A 16,496-nucleotide genomic window follows, 5' to 3' on the forward strand; every position below is an offset into this window, starting at 1 on the left:
CTTTTTCCAACCTTATATTGGTATGCTAAACAAATAACGTACCAAAGTACCTTATACCATAGCCGTAAATTTAACCTGATTTTAGACACAGGATTGTTCTAAACGGTAAAGTGACGGCAGATTATAAAAAACCATCAAAGGAAGAGAATTATGCGTTACGTAGATCCCAATCAACCCGGTTCAAAAGTTCAATTTAAAGCACAATACGAAAACTTTATTGGTGGCGAGTGGGTCGCCCCTGTAAAAGGCGAATACTTTGAAAATATCTCTCCTGTAGATGGCAAAGTATTTACCAAAGTCCCACGTTCATCGGTAGAAGACATTGAACTGGCTTTAGATGCAGCCCATAAAGCCAAAGCACAATGGAACAGCTCATCTCCAACCACACGCTCCAACATTCTGCTTAAAATTGCAGATCGTTTAGAACAAAATCTGGAATTATTGGCAGTAGCCGAAACTTGGGATAATGGTAAGCCTGTCCGTGAAACATTGGCTGCCGACATTCCATTGGCAATTGACCATTTCCGTTATTTCGCAGGCTGTATTCGTGCCCAAGAAGGCGGAATTTCTGAAATTGATGAAGATACCATCGCCTATCATTTCCATGAGCCATTGGGCGTTGTGGGACAAATTATTCCATGGAACTTCCCAATTTTAATGGCAACATGGAAACTTGCACCTGCTTTGGCTGCGGGTAACTGTATTGTACTTAAACCTGCGGAGCAAACCCCTGCTAGTATTTTAGTTTTGGTCGAGCTGATTCAAGATTTATTGCCTGCAGGCGTACTAAACGTAGTCAATGGTTACGGCGTAGAAGTCGGTCGCCCATTGGCAACCAATCCACGTATTGCCAAAATTGCATTCACAGGTTCGACTCAAGTCGGTCAATTGATCATGCAATATGCCACTGAAAACATCATTCCAGTGACTTTGGAACTTGGTGGTAAATCTCCAAATATTTTCTTTGAAGATATTATGGCGCAAGATGACGACTACCTAGATAAAGCGCTTGAGGGCTTTGCCATGTTCGCGCTGAATCAGGGTGAAATTTGTACTTGTCCATCACGTGCGCTCGTACAGGAAAGTATTGCTGACCGTTTCCTTGAAAAAGCCATCGAACGTGTTAAACGTATTAAAACAGGTCACCCGCTTGATACTGAAACCATGATTGGTGCGCAGGCATCGCAAGAACAACAAGACAAAATCTTGGGTTGTATTGCGACAGGTCGTGCCGAAGGTGCTCAAGTCTTAACAGGTGGTGGTGAACGTCATGAAGTTGGCAGTGGTTTCTATATTGAGCCGACAATTTTCAAAGGCACCAACGACATGAAAATTTTCCAAGAAGAAATTTTCGGCCCAGTGCTGTCTGTGACCACATTTAAAGACTTCGATGAAGCCATTAAAATTGCCAATGACACCATTTACGGTTTAGGTGCAGGTGTTTGGTCACGTTCTGCGCACACTTCTTACCGTGCAGGCCGTGCTATTCAGGCGGGTCGCGTTTGGACGAACTGTTACCACATCTACCCTGCGCATGCCGCTTTCGGTGGTTATAAAAAATCAGGTATTGGCCGTGAAAACCACAAGATGATGTTAGAACATTATCAACAAACCAAGAACTTGTTGGTGAGCTACTCAACTAAACCTGCTGGCTTCTTCTAAGTTGGTTAATTCAACCTTAACATGATGAATGAAAATGCGAACTTCGGTTCGCATTTTTTATGTTTTGGATATACGAATGGACAAAAAGTAAAATAAAAAAGCCATTCATCCAAACAGATTTTAAAGCCATAGACCTCAAGTTGCTGACATTAAAATCATGGATAAAAATCACAGACATAAAAAAGCACCATTTTTAAAATGATGCTTTTTGATCAAATCATTACTACTTATTTTTTAGCAGCTACAGACGCTTCTGTAGTGATGTTGACAGTAATTTTATCACCTACGTTTGGTACATAGCTTGCGATACCAAATGCAGAACGGTTGAATGATGTTGTTGCATTAAAACCAACAGTCGCTGCCTGAGTCATTGGGTGTGGACCTTGTTTGTTCAATACTGCGTCAAGTACCACTGGCTTAGTTACACCTTTAACTGTTAAATCACCTGTGATTTTAAAGTTTTTCTTGTCTTGAGTTTCAACTTTGGTACTTTTAAAAGTAATGGTTGGATATTTTGCTGCATCAAACCAATCTGCTGCCATTAAGTGCTCATCTAAAGCTTTTACGTTGGTGTTGATGCTACTTAATGGAATCGTCACATTCACAGATGAGTTAGCAGGTTTTTTCTCATCAATGTTGATAGTACCTTGAATGTCTGAGAAGTTACCTGATGGCGTAGAAAAACCGAAGTGATCCCAAGTAAATACAGTAGCAGTATGCGTTGGGTCAATTTGATAAGCCACTGGTTTAGCCATTGTCATTGTTGCTGCAGACGCGATAGCCAAACCTAAAGCAATTGATTTCATGTTCATATTGTTCATCTCTAAAAGTGTTGATACGTTTCAATGAGGTTTAGTTTATAGATTTTTGCTGCAAATACAGGATTAAAGATAAAACAGTATGTTGCATGACTGAAACGATAAATTTGTAAAAATATGCATGCGCGTTTTACATCGCTGTTGCAGGGCTGCGATATTGAATAAAACCTGTTCTTTTTGCGACACGATCATACAACTGCCGTGCCTGTAAATTATCTTCATGAGTCAGCCAATATACCCGATCACATTCACGCTGTTGCGCTGTTTGATTCACCTGCTGAATAAGCTGCTGAGCAATTCCCATCCCTCTGTACTCAGGCAAGGTATATAAATCTTGCAAATAGGCATAAGGTTTAAGCGTCCAGCAACTGTCATGTTCAATTACATGCACAATGGCGACAACTTGAGTTTGATATACGGCAGCCAAGCCATAAATATAGGGTCGTTGAGGATCAGTTAGTTTTGACCAAGTCTGTTGTGTCACGTCATCACTGAGTTGCACCCGATAAAATTGCTGATAGCCTTGCCAAAGTGCTTGCCATTGTTCAAACTGAATTCCGCTTAACGGCACAATATCTATTTTTTGACTTAGTTATGCTGTACTTGTGTTGTCTGCATGCTTGGATATTGCCTAATTGTTATATCTTGAAATGCTTGATGATTCACATTGAATATTATGCTTAGGCTATTTTATAAACTATTTTTCAGCAATAAAAAAAGCTTTACCCTACGCATAGAATAAAGCTATTTTTGACGATACACCATTTAATGCACCGCATTCATCGCAATAGATTAAAGCTTCTCAATCAAAATACGATCAACTTGCTTTAAGCCTGATTGCTTTTCATGGTTCTTACGGCGAATTTTGATTTGCTGATCTTCAGCCAAATCCTGTAACAACAACTCTACCGCCACCATAGCTTCAAGTGGTAAATCTTGTCCAATCCACTTTTGCTCACCCGCATCCATTAAAGTGACTTCATCATTAATTTGCTCGTACAAACTCATTTCTCATCTCACTCAATTACACAGAGGTTTATTCACAAACCTGACTTACACTGACAAAATTTGTTGGATCATCACATCGAATACCAAACAAATATGCAAAAATAAAAGACGTCCCTTTGCAGGAACGCCTTTAAAAACACTGGATTAAAAAATTAAGCTGTTAATTCTTTTACTGCAGCAACAACCGCTTCAGTGGTAATGCCAAAGTACTGATACAAGTCTTTTGCAGGTGCAGATTCACCATAAGTTGTCATACCAATAACTTTACCGTCTAAGCCGACAAACTTCCACCAGTAGTCTACATGCGCTGCTTCAACCGCAACACGTGCACGAATATGTGATGGCAATACCGCTTCACGATATGCTGCATCTTGCTTCACAAATTCTTCTGCACACGGCATAGACACAACACGTACACCTTCAAGCTGCGCGTATGCTTCCATTGCCAAGCCCACTTCTGAACCTGTTGCAATAATAATGGCTTTCAATTCACCTTTTTCTTCAGCCAAGACATAACCACCTTTTGCCACGTTCTCAATTTGCGCTTGAGTACGAGTTTGGAATGGCAAGTTTTGACGTGAGAAAATTAAAGCAGTTGGACCTTCGCTGCGTACTAATGCAGATTTCCAAGAAATAGCCGCTTCAACGGTATCTGCAGGACGCCATGTATTTAAGTTTGGCGTACCACGTAAAGATGCAATTTGTTCAATCGGTTGGTGTGTTGGACCATCTTCACCCAAACCAATCGAGTCGTGGGTATACACATGAATCACACGTTGCTTCATTAATGCAGACATACGCACGGCATTACGCGCATATTCCATAAACATTAAGAATGTTGCAACGTAAGGAATGAAACCACCGTGAAGTGCTACACCATTTGCAATAGCAGTCATACCAAACTCACGTACGCCATAATGCACGTAGTTCCCTGCTGCATTGTCCTGAACGCCTTGGCAACCCTTCCAAAGGGTTAAGTTTGAACCTGCCAAGTCTGCAGAACCACCCAATAATTCAGGCAATAATGGGCCAAATGCTTGCAAAGTATTTTGGCTGGCTTTACGCGTTGCAATAGTTTCAGCTTTAGCATTGGTTTCAGCAATAAACGCATCTGCCTGCGCGATGAATTCTGCAGGTAGTTCACCGCTTAAACGGCGTTTAAGTTCTGCAGCTTCCGTTGGATATTTTGCTGCATAGGCATCAAAAGTTGTATTCCATGCTGCTTCTGCTTCTGCACCTTTCGCTTTAGCATCCCAAGCGGCATATACATCTTCAGGAATAACAAATGCTTCATCTGTCCAGCCTAATGCTTGACGCGTCAAAGCGATTTCATCATGGCCTAATGGCGCACCGTGACAGTCTTCTTTACCTTGTTTGTTTGGCGAACCTAAACCAATAACAGTTTTACAAATAATAATAGTCGGTTTTTGCGTTTCAGCTTTTGCTTCAACCGTTGCAGCACGAATTGCATCGGCATCGTGACCATCAACTTTTAAGACTTGCCAGCCGTAAGATAAGAAACGTTGTTCGGTATCGTCAGAGAACCAGCCTTCTACTTCACCATCAATAGAAATGCCGTTGTCATCATAATAAACAACCAGCTTGCCTAAACCTAAAGTACCTGCCAATGAACATGCTTCGTGTGAAACACCTTCCATTAAGCAACCATCACCCAAGAAACAGTAAGTGAAATGGTCTACAACCTGAATATCTTCTTTATTAAATTGTGCAGCCAGTGTTTTTTCTGCTAAAGCAAAACCAACAGCATTGGCAATCCCCTGACCGAGTGGACCAGTGGTGGTTTCAATCCCTGGTGCATAACCCAATTCTGGGTGGCCAGGTGTTTTAGAGTGTAACTGACGGAACGCTTTTAAATCTTCGATTGAAAGATCATAACCTGTTAAATGCAACAACGCATATTGCAACATTGAACCATGACCATTAGACAATACAAAACGGTCGCGGTTTGCCCATTGTGGATTGGTTGGGTTGTGATTCAAAAATTCACGCCACACCACATCGGCAATATCTGCCATCCCCATCGGTGCACCTGGATGTCCTGAATTTGCTTTTTGCACAGCATCCATTGCCAATACACGAATTGCGTTTGCAATACGACGTTCGTTAAGCGGGGTCGTCATAGGTCAGAGTCCACAAAAAATCGTTAAATAGAAGAAGATGAATAGAATTCAAAACAGCCGCTATTCTCTCAAAAAAACGCCTGAGGGGTAAAGCCTATGCAACAATATTTCCGCATTAATTCCCATTCAGGGTATTTTTCGTGCAAATTCAAAGACGTTTTCACGTTTATAACAACAAGAAAATAGCTAATTGCCGTGTTAAGCTCTATTCTTGGCAAAATTCTAAAGTATAGATATTTCAATTTATAGACGCAGGATGGAATTGTGATGTCGCTCTTGCAGCAACTCCAATCAAATGCCTAGCAACAAGTTAAAACACAACAGTATTCTGTAGAAATAATAGATAGATTTTAACACATCTTGAATTTTATTCACTTTTCACACAATAAATTGAATCACAGCCATCGTCCAAAATTTTAAAACAGCTTTTGAAAATGCAGCTTGATGCAGATAAAGTCAATTCAAAGTCTTTAAATTACCCATCTACAATATTGTTTTTAAAAATGATTCACCACTTAAAAACAAGGTGCTCCTTAGTTTAAAATTATGACAGCATACTTTAGCCAACATGAATATTTTTGAGTCACAATATAGTCATACCGATACTTTATCTATTTTTTAGCTAAAGATATGCGATAAAAAGTCATTGAATTGAAATAAATTCAGCCAATTTAGTCGTAATGCGCTAGTCCTAAAGTCTAACTCGATGTAACATATTGCGTCTTTTGAATTTAACTGTGATAGGACTTATGCGCGAGTACGCTGTATTTACCTCGGAATCTGTAAGCGAAGGCCATCCAGATAAAATGGCTGACCAAATCAGTGATGCCATTTTGGATGCAATCTTAAAAGAAGACCCTTATGCGCGGGTTGCTTGTGAAACGCTTGTAAAAACGGGTGCGGTTGTACTGGCAGGTGAAATCACAACAACTGCAAATGTCGATTTTGAAGCCGTTGTTCGTCAAACCGTAAATGGCATTGGTTACCATCATTCTGACTTAGGTTTTGATGGTTCAACCTGTGCGGTCATTAACATGATTGGTAAACAATCACCTGAAATTGCACAAGGTGTAGACCGTCAAAAGCCTGAAGATCAAGGCGCAGGTGACCAAGGTTTGATGTTTGGTTACGCCAGCCGTGAAACTGATGTATTAATGCCTGCCCCAATTTCTTACGCACACCGCTTAATGGAAAAGCAAGCTGAATTACGTCGCAGTGGTGCTTTGCCGTGGTTACGCCCAGATGCAAAAAGTCAGGTGACTTTTGCTTATGAAAATGGTGTGCCTGTACGTTTGGACGCGGTGGTGTTATCTACTCAGCACGATCCTGAAATTTCGCAAATTCAGCTTAAAGAAGCGGTAATTGAAGAAATTGTGAAAAAAGTGATTCCTGCAGAAATGTTCCATGCAGACACCAAATTCCACATCAACCCAACAGGTATGTTTGTGATTGGCGGTCCTGTAGGTGACTGCGGCTTAACAGGTCGTAAAATCATTGTCGATACTTACGGCGGCATGGCACGTCATGGTGGCGGTGCATTCTCTGGTAAAGACCCATCTAAAGTTGACCGTTCTGCTGCTTACGCAGGTCGTTATGTTGCAAAGAATATTGTGGCAGCTGGCTTGGCAGACAAATGTGAAATTCAGGTGTCTTATGCTATTGGTGTTGCAGAGCCAACGTCAATTTCAATCAACACCTTCAACACTGCAAAAGTGGCAGATGAGTTGATTATTGCTTTAGTACGTGAACACTTCGATTTACGTCCATACGGCATTACCAACATGTTGAACCTGTTACAACCAATGTATAAACAGACTGCAGCTTATGGCCACTTTGGTCGTCAAGGTTCTGACACTGCATTTACATGGGAAAAAACCGACAAAGTTGAAGCATTAAAAGCCTCTGCAGGTCTGTAATGTAAAACTTTTCAGTTTTATCAAGCTCACTTCGGTGGGCTTTTTTATGCCTAAAATTTAGCTGTCAAACCACAATATACAAAATACGAATATGTTATAGTGAATCATTCCTGAGATTTTTAAATACTCATCTAAGATAATGATGTAGGAGTTTATTATGGCGGTTATTCTTCAAGTCGATTTCCCTTCTGAAGGCCCATTTGGCGAAAGCATGAGCCAAGCGTACCGTGAACTTGCAGAAAGCATTAACCTAGAAACTGGCATGCTTTGGAAAATTTGGACTGAGAACGGTCAAACACAGGAAGCAGGTGGAATCTATCTGTTTGATCATGCGGCCAATGCTGAACGCTATTTAAAAATGCACACTGCACGTTTAGAAAGTTTTGGCGTGAAGAATATTCGTGGCAAGATTTTTGAGGTGAATGCTGCACTGTCTGCAATCAACCAAGCTGATTTTTTAAGTCGCTCATCTTTTTAAATTGCTCATCCATATTGAAGAATAAAATGGTGAGTCTCTTCAATATTGAAAAAACAGTTGAATAAAATCCTGAGCCATTTAATGATTCAGGATTTTTTGAAATCTTGTATAGACGAAATAAGCGTTAAGCTTGGATGCAGCACTTATTGCGTACGAATCACCTCAAGCACCGATTGTTGCACGGGCACTTCTTGATGATCTTGCAAATAAACATGCACGACTTTAAACACAACGGCTGCTGCCAAGCATGCCAAAATACAGAATAACCAGAAACCATAAGGACTACGAATATTGTGTGAACCACAAGTACCACATTCTTTTTCTGATGATTCCACCACCCGATTGCAACATGCGCAACGATACTGATGATACAGCATAGGTATTCTCCTACTTCACTGTAATTCTTGTTTTTATTGTTACACCATCTACCCTGATGCAGTGTAATTTTGTTTAAGCAACTGTGACACTTTGTAGCCTGCATCCTTTGGATGATTTAACTGACACAATCGCTTGTGAATTAGAATGTCAAAGTTCTGCTATTCGCGCAAATCGTATTTTTGAATAAACAGTCACTTTATCCATCTAAAATAGGTATGCCATGCTAAAATTCTGCATGCTCGATTACTTGAAGTTTAGACTCAAGCTTGGCTTTCAGCACATATTTTTTTATTACACGGAGTAAAGTTAAAGTGGTGCAACTCATTAAAAAAGGTGGCTTGCGAGAACGTGCCAACCGTAGTCGTAAATACCAAGGTTCGGAAAATACCGAAGCAACTTTGCAATCAAACCGTACTTATCAGCCCAATCATTTAGATAAAACTGAAAACACGACTAAAACCGAAATTCCGAATAAAAAATCGTCAAACTTGGCTTTGGACAACATCAAATCATCTAACTAATTGGCATCAAAACCTATGTTTTAAAACATACGCAGTGCATCTAACCACAACCACACAGCAAATAATAAAAATAATCCGCCCGAGACCATATCAATATAACTGCCTGAACGCTGATATAACTTTTTCATTTTTGGTGTAGAAAGTAGCAACATAAATAGTGTAAATGTCACAAAAGTTTGGATTGGAATAATCACTGCCAATTGGGCTTTCAAAGATGCACTTGCCGATGAACTCAACGCCAAAGCAAATACACTACTAAAATAAATTAAGGTTTTCGGATTAGATAAATTGGTGAATAGCCCCAATAAAAAGTAGTTTTTTGCGGCTGGAATTTGCACTTGAGTATCATCAAACTGTTTGCGCTGCTGCCAACTATGCCAACCGCCCGACAACATGCCCCATCCCATTTTGGCAAGAAATAAACCGCCAATCAGCATTAAGACTTGCTGAATCCAAGGAAATTGCTGCACCAAAACCGTAAAACCTAATAGGGTCAGCACTACCCACACCACAATCCCCGATGAAATACCCGCAATAATCTGCAAGGTATTACGGCGGGTATTGCTGGCTGCACTTTTGGCAATTAATAAAACATCTGGTCCTGGACTAAGCTGTGCCACAAAATGCAGCGCACAAATGGTGAATAACAAAGACATAAATACATCAGGAGAATTGAAAATCCGATTATACCTTGTGCGGTAGGAGAATAAATAAGGCTTTAAAATAGGCCTCTCAATATTTGAATATTTACCCAAAAACACACATAAAAAAAACCGAATCAGCACGATTCGGTTTGATATCAAGCATCACCTATATTATTTAGGTGGATTGACATCTTTCATTTCAATTTTTTTCGCATCGGGGGTAATTTCACGTGCTTCACCATCAATAATACTGGAATCACGACCACCACCCTGCTGATTTTGCATGTCTTGCATTTGGCGCATTAAATCTGCAAACGGGTTTTGACCTGCTCCGCCCATGCCATTCATATCGCCCATCATGCCACCCATCATTTGATCCATCATGGCTTGCTGACGTTTCATCATGGCTTTCATCATTGCCGCTTTAAAGGCATTTTGTACGGCAGGAATCATCACCAGCAATGCCAAAACATCGCTGATTAATCCTGGAATCATCAATAAAAAACCCGCAAAAATTTTAGGTAAATTATTACTCAGCGCAGGATCGGCACTCATCTGCCCCATTTGCATTTGCTGCATTTGTGGCATCACGCCTGCAGAATATTTACGAATCAGGTTCAAACCAATGAAGAAAGCAGCGACAAACCAAAAGAACACGTACCACATGCTCCCCACTAGGTCGCCCACACCAATCCAGACGAAGACTTCAAGAACTAAGCCAATTAGAACAATAAGAAATAATTTCATGAAAATTAATCTAATCTCAACAAAATAAATAAAATGCAGTAACCAAGTGCTTCATCGGGATCAAGCTTTTTTGATTCGCTGTTGTTTCAATATGGGCATTATTGTATTTTTAAAGGTTAAGTCTGTCATTAATATTTTCATCATCACCCAATAACAGACTTAATACGTCTATATATTTAAACGATAAAGATAAAAATATGCGGCATAAGCCAATAATAACCACAACGCAATAAAAACTGATGCTGCAATATAACTGCTCGGTTTTTGACTGATCGCATCGGCTTGTAAACGACAGCGCTGCATTGCCTCTGCAGGTACTAAACGCAATACCAACATGATGCCCAATGGCACTAAAATCAAATCATCCAAATAACCCAAAACAGGTATAAAGTCTGGAATTAAATCAATGGGAGAAATAGCATAAGCAGCGACCAACAATGCCAAAAGCTTTGCCATAAACGGTGTTTCAGGATCACGTGCTGCAAACCACACCGCATAAACATCTCGTTTAATTTGCTTCGCCCACTGTTTTAGCCTATTAATCCACTTCATTGCCGCTCTCATTTGCTACCGTATATAAAATATACGTCTCAAAACTTAAAATAAAATGAAGTCCAAAATTGAAAATATGGCAAAGGATACATGCTAATTGTTTAAACGGCAGCTTACTGACCGAATGTTTTGAAATTACTCCACACAAAAGAGATTTAAACTCCTATAATTCAACTTGATGTAATTTTTTAAGGCTTGGCATGTCACTTATTATTGGAATCGACCCTGGTTCTCGTCTAACGGGCTACGGCATTATTGAACGTGATGGCGCTAAATTACGTTTTGTAGATGCAGGAACCATTCGCACCGAAACCAGTGAAATGCCCGAACGCTTAAAACGGATTTTTGCAGGGATTGAACGGATTGTGAAATTTCACGGCCCGACTGAAGCAGCAGTTGAACAAGTGTTTATGGCGCAAAACCCAGACTCTGCCTTAAAATTGGGACAGGCTCGCGGGGCAGCGATTGCCGCTTTGGTAAATTTAGATTTACAAGTGGCGGAATATACCGCTCGTCAAATTAAACAATCTGTCGTGGGTTATGGCGCTGCCGATAAAGAACAAGTACAAATGATGGTCATGAAATTATTAAATCTATCCATCAAACCACAACAAGATGCTGCCGATGCTTTGGCTGCTGCAATTTGCCATGCTCATGCATCGGGCAGTATGACCAAATTGGCTGTGCTCAATGCCTTGGGTGGTATGGCACGCGGACGTAGTCGTTCAAGCTCCAGACGTCGCTAAATCAGCATCGCCATCGCTTATATTTTACCGATTCACAACCTGATAAATCGCTTGGCTCATGTGCTGTGCCTGTAAACCGCGCATGCCCTGCTGTGCCAATACATCCCCCGCCAAGGCATGTAACATGACAATTTCATGCAATTGAATTTTATGATGAAACTGGGCTTTTAAACTGGCAATCATGCCTGCCAACACATCGCCCATACCACCTGTACCCATACCAGGATTGCCTGCGGTACAAATCCACAATGAACTTGCTTGCGGTTCTGTAGATGCAGCTTGCAAAGTCAAACTACCTGAACCTTTTAACACCCAATCGCCTGCATAGCGTTGCTGCAATTGCTGAATCGCGGCAATACGGTCTGCTTCAATGGCTGCAACCGTAGTATTGAGCAAGGTCGCAGCCTCACCTGAATGTGGTGTGGCATAACTGTTCGGTTTTAGTTGGGCTGGATGATGCGATGAATGCGCTTGTTTCGCCAAAAACCACAAGGCATCGGCATCGTAAACTACTTCTACCTCGGACTGATTTAGTGCGGCAAACCAGTCTGCATAATGCTGTTCTGCCCAAGCATCTCGTCCTAGTCCCATCCCTAAACTCACGGCATCGACCTGTGAAATTAAGTGCTGAATTTCTGCGCCTGTCAGTGCGTCTATATCCCGCAACATTAAATTCGGCGCACGGCTTAATATCGCCACATGATGTTTGGCATGACAGACCACAGTCACTTTCCCTGCACCTGCGCTTGATGCGGCTTCTGCAGCCATCATCACCGCACCACCCATTTGCGCATGTCCGCCCACAATCAACACATGCCCATAACTGCCTTTGTGTCCAAAAGCCTGCCGTGCGGGTAATTGAATCAAATGTGGTGTGAGTTGGGCCAACGCTTTGAGTTCTGCATCGGCTGGAATCAAATCCAGCACATCGACCAGTCCAGTATATTCCTGTGCCTGCCCTGTAAATAACCCTGCTTTCAAACCCAAAGCTGTAAAGGTGTAATCGGCTTTAATTGCACATGGCAATGGCTGCCCCGTGTTGGCATTTAAACCGCTTGGAATATCAACCGCAATTTTTAAACCCGCTTGTTGATTCATTGCGTGAATAAGCGACTGCCACTCATCATTTAAAGGACGATCTAAACCAATACCAAATAATGCATCAATATAGCAGTCATAACTTTGTTGAAATGCAAAACCTTGAATTATATTGACTTGTTCTGTCTGAGCTTCTAAAAAAGCCTGATGTAAATCTGCCGATGAACCGCGTGTTGCGGCATAAATATCGACTTGAAAACCTGCTTGTTTTAAATATTTTGCAGTTAAATAACCATCACCCGCGTTATTGCCTTGTCCACAACACACGGCAATTTTTTGTATTGTAGATGGCTGTGCTGCAAAAATTTTGCGAAGTTGTAAATGCAGTGTCCATGCTACTTGCTGCATTAAACCATAAGAACTGTTTTGGCGAGCAAACCAGCGTTGCTCCCACGCTTGAATACTTTGGCTATGATAAATAGGGCTATGGTACACTTGCTGCGGCATTTTCTTCCCTTCTATTTTGTTATGGCAAAATCCACCACTTCAGCACAAATTTCTCTGTATCAAGACGATCCAGTCGCCTTGAAAGCGTGGATTAAAGCGCAAGCTTTGGCGCTAGGTTTTGCTGATTGTGTCATTGCCAAACCAGATGCTCAAGCAGAATTAGCACGTTTTCAGGAATATTTAAAACGTGGCTATCATGGCGATATGAAGTTTCTGGAAGAAAATTTAGACAAGCGCGCCAATCCCACACTATTAGTCCCGAATACCAAAAGCATTATTTGTGTGCGCATGAATTATTTGGTGGAAACACCACGTCCACGACATATTCCCGATGCACCTAATTCTGCAATTATAGCCCGTTATGCACGTGGACGCGATTATCACAAAGTCATGCGCGGACGCCTCAAAACCCTTGCGACACGTATTCGTGAAAAAGTGGGCGAGTTTGAATCACGCCCTTTTGCCGACTCAGCCCCAATTTTTGAAAAGTCGCTTGCAGAAAGTGCAGGCATGGGTTGGACAGGCAAACACACCTTACTAATTCATAAAAAATCTGGGTCTTTTTTTGTATTGGGTGAGCTGTTTACTTCACTAGATTTACCTTTTGATGCACCTGCAACTTCGCATTGCGGTTCTTGCACAGCCTGCATCGACATTTGCCCAACACAGGCCATTGTTGAACCTTATATGTTGGATGCGCGTAAATGTATCGCTTATTTAACCATTGAATATCAGGGTGTGATTCCTGAAGAATTACGCCGTGGCATTGGTAATCGTGTGTTTGGTTGTGATGATTGCCAACTGATTTGCCCGTGGAATAGCTTTGCCCAAGTCACCACGGTGGATGATTTTCATCCTCGACATGCCTTAGATCAGGTCAGCTTGCTAGATTTATGGCAATGGGATGAAAGCACGTTTTTAGCCAAAACTGAAGGTAGTCCATTGCGTCGCACAGGTTATCAAAGTTTTATGCGTAATATTGCAATCGGGCTTGGAAATGCCCCTTTTTCAGCAAAGATTTTACAAACTTTGCAGCAAACGCGCGCACAGCATGATGAGATTGTGCAAATCCATATGGATTGGGCAATTCAGGAACAATTGCTTAAACAACATAAAATTTAAACAAAATGACCACCAAAATAGTGCGATATTTTGACTGCAGGTTACTTGCCAATTTATGCAGTTAACTGAATTTTAGTGACCAATTCATCACAAAAATAATAATCCATAAAATTTAATTTTGCAGCGAAATATCAGAAAAATTGCTTAAGTTTGCAACTAAATAGACTGCATGATTTTAATTCTATTCTGTCGAATATTTGCCACGAAATTGGGAGATTATGCCTTTCTGATTCAAACTATTTGTGTATGATACAGACTATGAATAATAGGGATGATGGACTTTTACTTATGTCAGTACGCAATGATTGGACTCGAGAAGAAATTCAGCAGTTATATGAACAGCCTTTTCTGGATTTAGTCTTTGAAGCACAGCGTGTGCATCGCCAACATTTTGCTGCCAATACTGTACAAGTCAGTACCTTATTGTCGATTAAAACAGGTAAATGCCCTGAGGACTGCAAATATTGCTCGCAGTCTGCGCATTATGATTCACAGCTTGAAGCTGAAAAACGCATTGCGGTTGATAAAGTCATTCAAGAGGCTAAAGAAGCTTTAGCATCAGGTTCTTCACGTTTTTGTATGGGCGCAGCATGGCGTAATCCGCATGAACGCGATATGCCGTATGTTTTAGAAATGGTGCGTGAAGTCAAAGCACTCGGCTTAGAAACTTGCATGACTTTGGGGATGTTAAACCAATCTCAGGCAGAACGTTTAAAAGATGCAGGCTTAGATTATTACAACCACAACCTAGACACCTCGCGTGAGTATTATCCTAATGTGATTAGTACCCGCAGTTTTGATGATCGCTTAAACACTTTGGATATTGTGCGTCAAACAGGTATGAAAGTATGTAGTGGCGGTATTGTCGGTTTAGGTGAAGATACCCAAGACCGTATTGGTTTATTACATGAATTAGCGACTTTACCGTTACATCCTGAATCTGTGCCAATCAATATGTTAGTTCCGATTGAAGGTACACCATTGGCTGAAGTAGAAAAACTGGATGTGATTGAGTGGATTCGTACCATTGCAGTTGCACGTATTATCATGCCAAACAGCTATATTCGTTTATCTGCAGGGCGTGAATCGTTATCCGATTCAGATCAGGCGTTGGCATTTATGGCAGGTGCGAACTCGTTATTCTCAGGTGAAAAGCTTTTAACCACACCAAACGCAGGCGAAGGCAAAGACAAACAATTGTTCCAAAAATTAGGCTTAGTGCCTGAACGTGCCAAGCCAACCGTTTCTGAGTTGTCGGTAGATGCGATGGCAATGGCTTAAAATTTTAGCACCCATCCAAATGTACAAAGTCCCTAAAAGGGACTTTGTTTTTTATGCAGCAAAATAAGTTTATGCGGCAACGCTTTTAAGAGGTAATTAAAATTCCGTAACTGGCATTTAAATACTGCCCTGTTTTAATAATATCTACCCCGTTGGCATGTTCTACCATCAGTTGTTGCTGAATCGCATCATAATAAAACCGATCATAACAGTCCTGATGATGCAGCAACCACGTCAAAGTATCTGCTAGATTGTCATCTACAATATACGTTTTTTCTTGAAAGTTTTTAGCCATAAATACGGTCAGTTCAATATTTCTAGGTACTGGATTTTAAGCGGAATACCTTGTGGGATAAAGTGTGCGGAGGATAGAAAATTTAATTGTGCACTTGTATAAATCAAACTTCGTACAGCATGAGAAGTCTCCCCACCAAAAGAGGTGGGAATGATATATGTAGTTTTGAAGATGGATAAGTGCAGTCTAATCTATACATGCAGGCAAGACTAAGCAAAATATTCAGGCTATTAGCCTAAAATAAAAAAGTGAGTCATAAAGACTCACTTGGTTTTAATACAGATTCAATACTTAACATTATTGTGTCTTAGAATCCCCACACTTACGACACTCTAAATGCGCCCCGATTTCTTCCATTGCGTCATATTCATAAATATGGATACAGAAAATTTGCTTTAACAGTTTGATCATAAATGACATTCCTTTTGATTTTTATACATCACGTTTGTGATCTCATCCTGAGATACAAATGCCATCAAGGCTGATTGACATAAACTACTATTATCATATTTAAAAAAAATAGCAAATCTAATTTAGGAACTTTCCGACAAATGACAAATTCATCTGCATACTTGCTGAAATTGAGTGCATAAATAGCTGTAAATTCATTCGCTTATATTATTTCAATTTTCAGCGCACTTG

Annotated in this window: 17 protein-coding genes; 7 read left to right on the top strand and 10 right to left on the bottom strand. The window is 40.8% G+C overall.

Features of this window, described 5'->3' with window-relative positions; all coding sequences use genetic code 11:
* Positions 1 to 150: 150 nt before the first annotated feature.
* On the top strand, positions 151 to 1,662 hold the full coding sequence (locus E0H79_RS11035) for an aldehyde dehydrogenase family protein (protein ID WP_131261630.1): 1,512 nt from the start codon (positions 151 to 153) through the stop codon (positions 1,660 to 1,662).
* A gap of 227 nt (positions 1,663 to 1,889) precedes the next feature.
* Here E0H79_RS11035 and E0H79_RS11040 read toward each other — a convergent pair whose 3' ends face one another.
* From E0H79_RS11040 to tkt, 4 genes are all read right to left on the bottom strand, one after another.
* Complete coding sequence (locus tag E0H79_RS11040) at positions 1,890 to 2,474, bottom strand: YceI family protein (protein WP_004976875.1); 585 nt, start codon at positions 2,472 to 2,474, stop codon at positions 1,890 to 1,892.
* A gap of 136 nt (positions 2,475 to 2,610) precedes the next feature.
* Complete coding sequence (locus E0H79_RS11045) at positions 2,611 to 3,051, bottom strand: GNAT family N-acetyltransferase (protein WP_004976877.1); 441 nt, start codon at positions 3,049 to 3,051, stop codon at positions 2,611 to 2,613.
* A gap of 221 nt (positions 3,052 to 3,272) precedes the next feature.
* Positions 3,273 to 3,488, bottom strand: coding sequence for a hypothetical protein (locus E0H79_RS11050; protein ID WP_004976879.1), 216 nt, complete (start codon positions 3,486 to 3,488; stop codon positions 3,273 to 3,275).
* A gap of 152 nt (positions 3,489 to 3,640) precedes the next feature.
* The gene (gene tkt / locus E0H79_RS11055) at positions 3,641 to 5,629 is read right to left on the bottom strand and encodes a transketolase (RefSeq protein ID WP_004976881.1); all 1,989 of its coding nucleotides are present in this window, start codon (positions 5,627 to 5,629) and stop codon (positions 3,641 to 3,643) included.
* Between the two features lie 749 nt (positions 5,630 to 6,378).
* Between tkt and metK the strand changes: the two genes are divergently transcribed.
* Together metK and E0H79_RS11065 are read left to right on the top strand one after the other, a co-directional pair.
* Positions 6,379 to 7,545: a methionine adenosyltransferase gene (gene metK / locus E0H79_RS11060; protein WP_004976883.1), complete on the top strand. Its 1,167-nt coding sequence runs from the start codon at positions 6,379 to 6,381 to the stop codon at positions 7,543 to 7,545.
* Positions 7,546 to 7,702: 157 nt separating this feature from the next.
* Entirely contained in the window at positions 7,703 to 8,023 is a 321-nt protein-coding gene (locus E0H79_RS11065) for a monooxygenase (RefSeq protein ID WP_131261631.1), read from the top strand.
* A gap of 143 nt (positions 8,024 to 8,166) precedes the next feature.
* Here E0H79_RS11065 and E0H79_RS11070 read toward each other — a convergent pair whose 3' ends face one another.
* Positions 8,167 to 8,397 (bottom strand): hypothetical protein, encoded by a 231-nt coding sequence (locus E0H79_RS11070; RefSeq protein ID WP_372238839.1) that lies wholly within the window; start codon positions 8,395 to 8,397, stop codon positions 8,167 to 8,169.
* A gap of 315 nt (positions 8,398 to 8,712) precedes the next feature.
* Here E0H79_RS11070 and E0H79_RS11075 point away from each other — a divergent pair, with 315 nt between their 5' ends.
* Positions 8,713 to 8,922, top strand: coding sequence for a hypothetical protein (locus E0H79_RS11075; protein WP_131261632.1), 210 nt, complete (start codon positions 8,713 to 8,715; stop codon positions 8,920 to 8,922).
* A 20-nt stretch (positions 8,923 to 8,942) separates the two neighbouring features.
* On the opposite strand, the gene E0H79_RS11080 is transcribed toward E0H79_RS11075, so the two are convergent.
* The 3 genes from E0H79_RS11080 to E0H79_RS11090 all read right to left on the bottom strand — a co-directional run bounded on the left by E0H79_RS11080 (position 8,943) and on the right by E0H79_RS11090 (position 10,865).
* The gene (locus E0H79_RS11080) at positions 8,943 to 9,578 is read right to left on the bottom strand and encodes a LysE family transporter (RefSeq protein ID WP_096901197.1); all 636 of its coding nucleotides are present in this window, start codon (positions 9,576 to 9,578) and stop codon (positions 8,943 to 8,945) included.
* Positions 9,579 to 9,737: 159 nt separating this feature from the next.
* Positions 9,738 to 10,313, bottom strand: coding sequence for an FxsA family protein (locus E0H79_RS11085; protein ID WP_004976892.1), 576 nt, complete (start codon positions 10,311 to 10,313; stop codon positions 9,738 to 9,740).
* A 168-nt stretch (positions 10,314 to 10,481) separates the two neighbouring features.
* The gene (locus tag E0H79_RS11090; RefSeq protein ID WP_131261633.1) at positions 10,482 to 10,865 is read right to left on the bottom strand and encodes a YkvA family protein; all 384 of its coding nucleotides are present in this window, start codon (positions 10,863 to 10,865) and stop codon (positions 10,482 to 10,484) included.
* A gap of 200 nt (positions 10,866 to 11,065) precedes the next feature.
* Here E0H79_RS11090 and ruvC point away from each other — a divergent pair, with 200 nt between their 5' ends.
* Positions 11,066 to 11,611, top strand: a complete 546-nt coding sequence (gene ruvC / locus E0H79_RS11095; RefSeq protein ID WP_004976895.1) for a crossover junction endodeoxyribonuclease RuvC — start codon at positions 11,066 to 11,068, stop codon at positions 11,609 to 11,611.
* Between the two features lie 24 nt (positions 11,612 to 11,635).
* Here the strand turns inward: ruvC and E0H79_RS11100 are convergent, their stop codons facing one another.
* Positions 11,636 to 13,156 (bottom strand): NAD(P)H-hydrate dehydratase, encoded by a 1,521-nt coding sequence (locus E0H79_RS11100; RefSeq protein WP_131261634.1) that lies wholly within the window; start codon positions 13,154 to 13,156, stop codon positions 11,636 to 11,638.
* Positions 13,157 to 13,177: 21 nt separating this feature from the next.
* Here E0H79_RS11100 and queG point away from each other — a divergent pair, with 21 nt between their 5' ends.
* Complete coding sequence (gene queG, locus E0H79_RS11105) at positions 13,178 to 14,278, top strand: tRNA epoxyqueuosine(34) reductase QueG (protein WP_131261635.1); 1,101 nt, start codon at positions 13,178 to 13,180, stop codon at positions 14,276 to 14,278.
* Positions 14,279 to 14,566: 288 nt separating this feature from the next.
* Positions 14,567 to 15,559 (top strand): biotin synthase BioB, encoded by a 993-nt coding sequence (gene bioB, locus E0H79_RS11110; protein WP_104851863.1) that lies wholly within the window; start codon positions 14,567 to 14,569, stop codon positions 15,557 to 15,559.
* Between the two features lie 85 nt (positions 15,560 to 15,644).
* Here the strand turns inward: bioB and E0H79_RS11115 are convergent, their stop codons facing one another.
* Positions 15,645 to 15,854 carry a hypothetical protein gene (locus E0H79_RS11115; protein WP_131261636.1) on the bottom strand — a complete coding sequence of 70 codons (210 nt, stop codon included), beginning with the start codon at positions 15,852 to 15,854 and terminating at the stop codon, positions 15,645 to 15,647.
* Positions 15,855 to 16,496: the final 642 nt, after the last annotated feature.

Origin of the sequence: Acinetobacter sp. ANC 5045, from assembly GCF_004331005.1 — a bacterium.
GTDB classification, from domain to species: Bacteria; Pseudomonadota; Gammaproteobacteria; order Pseudomonadales; family Moraxellaceae; genus Acinetobacter; species Acinetobacter towneri.

Bases quoted from the DNA above. Each gene is read 5' to 3' on its own strand.
- E0H79_RS11090 (WP_131261633.1), bottom strand. From the start codon at position 10,865: ATGAAGTGGATTAATAGGCTAAAACAGTGGGCGAAGCAAATTAAACGA.
- queG (WP_131261635.1), top strand. From the start codon at position 13,178: ATGGCAAAATCCACCACTTCAGCACAAATTTCTCTGTATCAAGACGAT.
- E0H79_RS11065 (WP_131261631.1), top strand. From the start codon at position 7,703: ATGGCGGTTATTCTTCAAGTCGATTTCCCTTCTGAAGGCCCATTTGGC.
- bioB (WP_104851863.1), top strand. From the start codon at position 14,567: ATGTCAGTACGCAATGATTGGACTCGAGAAGAAATTCAGCAGTTATAT.
- E0H79_RS11035 (WP_131261630.1), top strand. From the start codon at position 151: ATGCGTTACGTAGATCCCAATCAACCCGGTTCAAAAGTTCAATTTAAA.
- E0H79_RS11085 (WP_004976892.1), bottom strand. From the start codon at position 10,313: ATGAAATTATTTCTTATTGTTCTAATTGGCTTAGTTCTTGAAGTCTTC.
- tkt (WP_004976881.1), bottom strand. From the start codon at position 5,629: ATGACGACCCCGCTTAACGAACGTCGTATTGCAAACGCAATTCGTGTA.
- metK (WP_004976883.1), top strand. From the start codon at position 6,379: ATGCGCGAGTACGCTGTATTTACCTCGGAATCTGTAAGCGAAGGCCAT.
- ruvC (WP_004976895.1), top strand. From the start codon at position 11,066: ATGTCACTTATTATTGGAATCGACCCTGGTTCTCGTCTAACGGGCTAC.
- E0H79_RS11050 (WP_004976879.1), bottom strand. From the start codon at position 3,488: ATGAGTTTGTACGAGCAAATTAATGATGAAGTCACTTTAATGGATGCG.
- E0H79_RS11040 (WP_004976875.1), bottom strand. From the start codon at position 2,474: ATGAACATGAAATCAATTGCTTTAGGTTTGGCTATCGCGTCTGCAGCA.
- E0H79_RS11100 (WP_131261634.1), bottom strand. From the start codon at position 13,156: ATGCCGCAGCAAGTGTACCATAGCCCTATTTATCATAGCCAAAGTATT.
- E0H79_RS11080 (WP_096901197.1), bottom strand. From the start codon at position 9,578: ATGTCTTTGTTATTCACCATTTGTGCGCTGCATTTTGTGGCACAGCTT.
- E0H79_RS11115 (WP_131261636.1), bottom strand. From the start codon at position 15,854: ATGGCTAAAAACTTTCAAGAAAAAACGTATATTGTAGATGACAATCTA.